Annotated in this window: 5 protein-coding genes; all 5 read left to right on the top strand. The window is 68.6% G+C overall.

Annotation, left to right across the window (positions count from 1 at the left end; translation table 11 throughout):
- The first annotated feature begins 262 nt into the window (after positions 1-262).
- The 5 genes from clpS to AC08OX_RS16090 all read left to right on the top strand — a co-directional run bounded on the left by clpS (position 263) and on the right by AC08OX_RS16090 (position 3,329).
- Complete coding sequence (clpS, locus tag AC08OX_RS16110) at positions 263-553, top strand: ATP-dependent Clp protease adapter ClpS (protein WP_476608573.1); 291 nt, start codon at positions 263-265, stop codon at positions 551-553.
- 197 nt (positions 554-750) lie between these two features.
- Positions 751-1,287: a DUF2017 domain-containing protein gene (locus AC08OX_RS16105; protein WP_476608572.1), complete on the top strand. Its 537-nt coding sequence runs from the start codon at positions 751-753 to the stop codon at positions 1,285-1,287.
- A gap of 52 nt (positions 1,288-1,339) precedes the next feature.
- Complete coding sequence (locus AC08OX_RS16100; protein ID WP_476608571.1) at positions 1,340-1,744, top strand: M67 family metallopeptidase; 405 nt, start codon at positions 1,340-1,342, stop codon at positions 1,742-1,744.
- Between the two features lie 240 nt (positions 1,745-1,984).
- Positions 1,985-2,359 carry a MoaD/ThiS family protein gene (locus AC08OX_RS16095; protein ID WP_476608570.1) on the top strand — a complete coding sequence of 125 codons (375 nt, stop codon included), beginning with the start codon at positions 1,985-1,987 and terminating at the stop codon, positions 2,357-2,359.
- A gap of 22 nt (positions 2,360-2,381) precedes the next feature.
- Complete coding sequence (locus AC08OX_RS16090) at positions 2,382-3,329, top strand: PLP-dependent cysteine synthase family protein (RefSeq protein WP_476608569.1); 948 nt, start codon at positions 2,382-2,384, stop codon at positions 3,327-3,329.
- Positions 3,330-3,505 lie beyond the last annotated feature (176 nt).

The following is a 3,505-nucleotide window of genomic DNA, read 5'->3' as shown; positions in this document are numbered from 1 at the left end:
CTACAAAACGTCACCGATCACAACGTAGCGTGATCTCTGCGCGGCCCTGGGGGGTGTCCCGGTCGGGTCGGAGCCGTTTCGCGGCGGCAAAGTGGTTCTCATCTTGGCCGGCCCCCCGATGTGCGGCCGCGGCCCCGACGATGCCACCCTGCGGCGTTCGGTCGTCTCCCGGCGTTGGGCCGCCTGCTGAGAGGTGATTGCCGGCCACGGCACACGACCCGTCGAGGAGAACTGTCGTGGGAATGGCGTAACAATAGGAAGCGTGTCTGTCGCCACCGTGTCGCCTCTCGATGTCGAGGAAGTCGACGAGACCCTCGATGACGATCGGCCGTGGGTCACCATTGTCTGGAACGACCCGATCAACCTGATGTCATACGTGACGTATGTCTTCCAGAAGCTCTTCGGCTACAGCAAGCCGAAGGCCACCAAGCTGATGCTCGACGTCCATCACAAGGGGCGGGCTTCGGTGGCGGTCGGCACCAGGGAGGAGATGGAAGCCGACGCCGAGCGCCTGCACGCCTACGGCCTGTGGGCCACGATCGCCCAGGACTGACCCGACCGGTGACCCGAGACCGGTGCCCGACCCGGGGCTCGTTCCGTCGCACCGGTGCCCTGCCGCCCGGAGCAGCCCATGCTGCATGCCCTGGGTAGGCTGGCTGCGTCCGTGGTCGGACGGTTCAGACGGTCATGTGGGGCGGTCGTCCCGGGCGCACCGTCGCCGGGAGCGTGAGAGTGGGGGAACGGAGGGACGTGGCTGACGGCTTCCGCCGCACGCGTGCCGGGATCGAGCTGCGCCTTGCCCGGCTCGAGGCGGCGTTGCTGATCGAGCTCGTCGGCCAGATCGAGTCCCTGCTCGAACCACCGCCGGTCGAGGATCCGCTGGAGGCGCTGGTGGGGCTGCGTGACACCGCGCCGCCGCCGCCGGACGATCCGGCGATCGCTCGTCTGCTTCCCGACCCCTACCCGGACGATCCGATGGCCTCCGGGGACTTCCGCCGCCGCCGGACGGACGATCTGCTCGCCCGCAAGCGTGACGCCGCTCGGCGGGTGCTGTCCGCTGTGCCGGCGCCTGGGAGGGCGCTCCTGCTCGACGAGGAGGCCGCTCAGGACTGGCTGACGACGCTGAACGACCTCCGGTTGGTGCTGGGAACCCGGCTCGGTCTCACCGACGACGACTCCACCGCGGAACTCGAACACCTCGACCCGGACGATTCCCGCCGCCCGCTCGTCGCGGTCTACGCGTTCCTGACCGAGCTGCTCGATGATCTGACCCGAGCTCTGGGGTAGTCGCGGGCGAAGGCCGACCCGAACCGCCCCTTCGGCGTCGTACGGTGGGCTCGTGCTGCGAATCGACCGTGCCTGCTATGAGGCGATTGTCGCCCATGCCCGCCGAGATCATCCCGACGAGGCCTGTGGCATCGTCGCCGGCCCCCTGGGGTCGGACCGGCCGGAGCGGTTCATCCCGATGGAGAACGCGGAGCGCTCGCCGACCTTTTACCGCTTCGACCCAATGGAGCAGCTCAAGGTGTGGCGGGAGATGGACGACCGGGAGGAGGAGCCCGTCATCATCTACCACTCGCACACCGCAACCGAGGCGTACCCGTCCAGAACCGACGTGTCCCTTGCGGCCGAGCCGGGTGCGCACTACGTGCTGGCCTCCACCCGGGAGCCGGACGCGACCGAGTTCCGGTCCTACCGGATCGTCGATGGCGTGGTCACCGAGGAGCCGGTGGAAATCGTCTGAGACGACCTGGTGTTGCAGATGACGCGGCGACGGACGATGACGCGGCGACGGACATGGTCCGGGAAGGGACATGGTCCGGGAAGGTGGTGGACACGGTCCGGGAAGATGATGACTGCGGAGCCTTGGCACCCACGACTCGTCCGCTTGTCCGCCTGAGGTAGAACCCGCTGACGTGACACCCCGCCCATCCGGGCGGCGCCACCGCCGAGCCCGGCCGGTGGCACCCGCGAAAGGAGCACCATGGCAGTCCAGGTCCGTGTGCCGACGATCCTGCGTACCTACACGGGAGGTTCGAAGCTGGTCGAGGGCACGGGCGACACGGTCGCCGCGCTCTTCCTCGATCTCGACTTCCGGTATGCCGGGCTGCGGGGCCGGCTGGTGACCGGTGACAACGGTTCCGAGCTGCACCGCTTTGTCAACATCTACGTCAACGACGAGGACGTTCGTTTCCTCGGCGGTCTCGACGCCAAGCTCAGCGACGGCGACGAGGTCACCATCCTTCCTGCCGTCGCCGGCGGCTCCGTCGACGTCGGGGAGTTTTCGGGCAGTGCCGAAGTTCCGGGCAGCGAGGGGCTGGCCGTGCTGTCGCCTGGCATGTCGCCCGGGTGGCACTGACGCGAGCGACGGGTCCCGACTCATGCGCTTCTCCTCCCTGGCCGACTCCGTCGGCCGGACCCCGCTGGTCGGGCTTCCGCGACTGTCGCCGTCGCCGGATGCCCGGCTGTGGGCGAAGCTGGAACAGGACAACCCGACCGGTTCGATCAAGGACCGGGCGGCGCTGTGGATGATCGCCGACGGCGAGAAGCGCGGTCTGCTCACTCCGGGCGCGACCGTGCTCGAACCGACGTCCGGTAATACCGGGATCTCGCTGGCCATGGCCTGCCGTCAGCGGGGCTACCGGCTGATCTGTGTGATGCCGGAGAACACCTCGATCGAGCGCCGTCAGCTCCTGCAGATGTGGGGCGCCGAGATCAGGTTCTCGCCCGCCGCCGGCGGATCGAATGAGGCGGTCGCCGTCGCGAAGCGGCTGGCCGCTGAGAATCCCGACTGGGTGATGCTCTACCAGTACGGCAATCCGGCGAACGCCCAGGCGCACTATGAGACGACCGGGCCGGAGATTCTCGAGGACCTGCCCGAAATCACGCACTTCGTGGCGGGCCTCGGCACCACCGGAACCCTCATGGGAACGGGTCGTTACCTCAAGGAACGGGTACCGGACATCTCGATCGTCGCGGCCGAACCGCGCTACGGCGAGCTGGTGTACGGGCTGCGCAACATCGACGAGGGGTTCGTTCCCGAACTGTACGACCCGTCGGTGCTCACCTCGCGATACTCGGTCGGTCCGCGGGAGGCGCTGCGCCGTACCCGCGAGCTGGTGCAGGAGGAGGGCATCTTCGCCGGGATCTCCACCGGGGCCATCCTGCACGCGGCGCTTGCGCAGGCCGAGCGGGCGGTAAAGGAGGGCAAGTCGGCCGATATAGTCCTGATCGTCTGTGACGGTGGCTGGAAGTATCTGTCCACCGGCGCCTACGCCGGCACCCTCGAAGAAGCCACAGCCGCCCTGGAAGGGCAGCTGTGGGCCTAGCCCCGCATGGCGGCTTCGCCGCAATGCGGGGACCCCTGGCCTTGGGCGCCGTTCGGGGTTTCCGTCAGCTCGCCTTCGGCGAGCTTCCTGGGGGAGCCGTCGGGGGTGGTTGGCGGCTTCGCCGCGATGCGGGGACCCCGGCGGCTTCGCCGCGATGCGGCGGTTCAGTCGGTGGC

Source organism: Frankia sp. CoBUL1 (genome assembly GCF_978021245.1).
The sequence above is the reverse complement of the archived record's forward strand: the minus strand, read 5'-3'. Positions and strand labels throughout refer to the sequence as shown.

Coding starts and splice junctions, on each gene's coding strand:
- AC08OX_RS16095 (WP_476608570.1), top strand. CDS start 1,985: ATGGCAGTCCAGGTCCGTGTGCCGACGATCCTGCGTACCTACACGGGA.
- AC08OX_RS16090 (WP_476608569.1), top strand. CDS start 2,382: ATGCGCTTCTCCTCCCTGGCCGACTCCGTCGGCCGGACCCCGCTGGTC.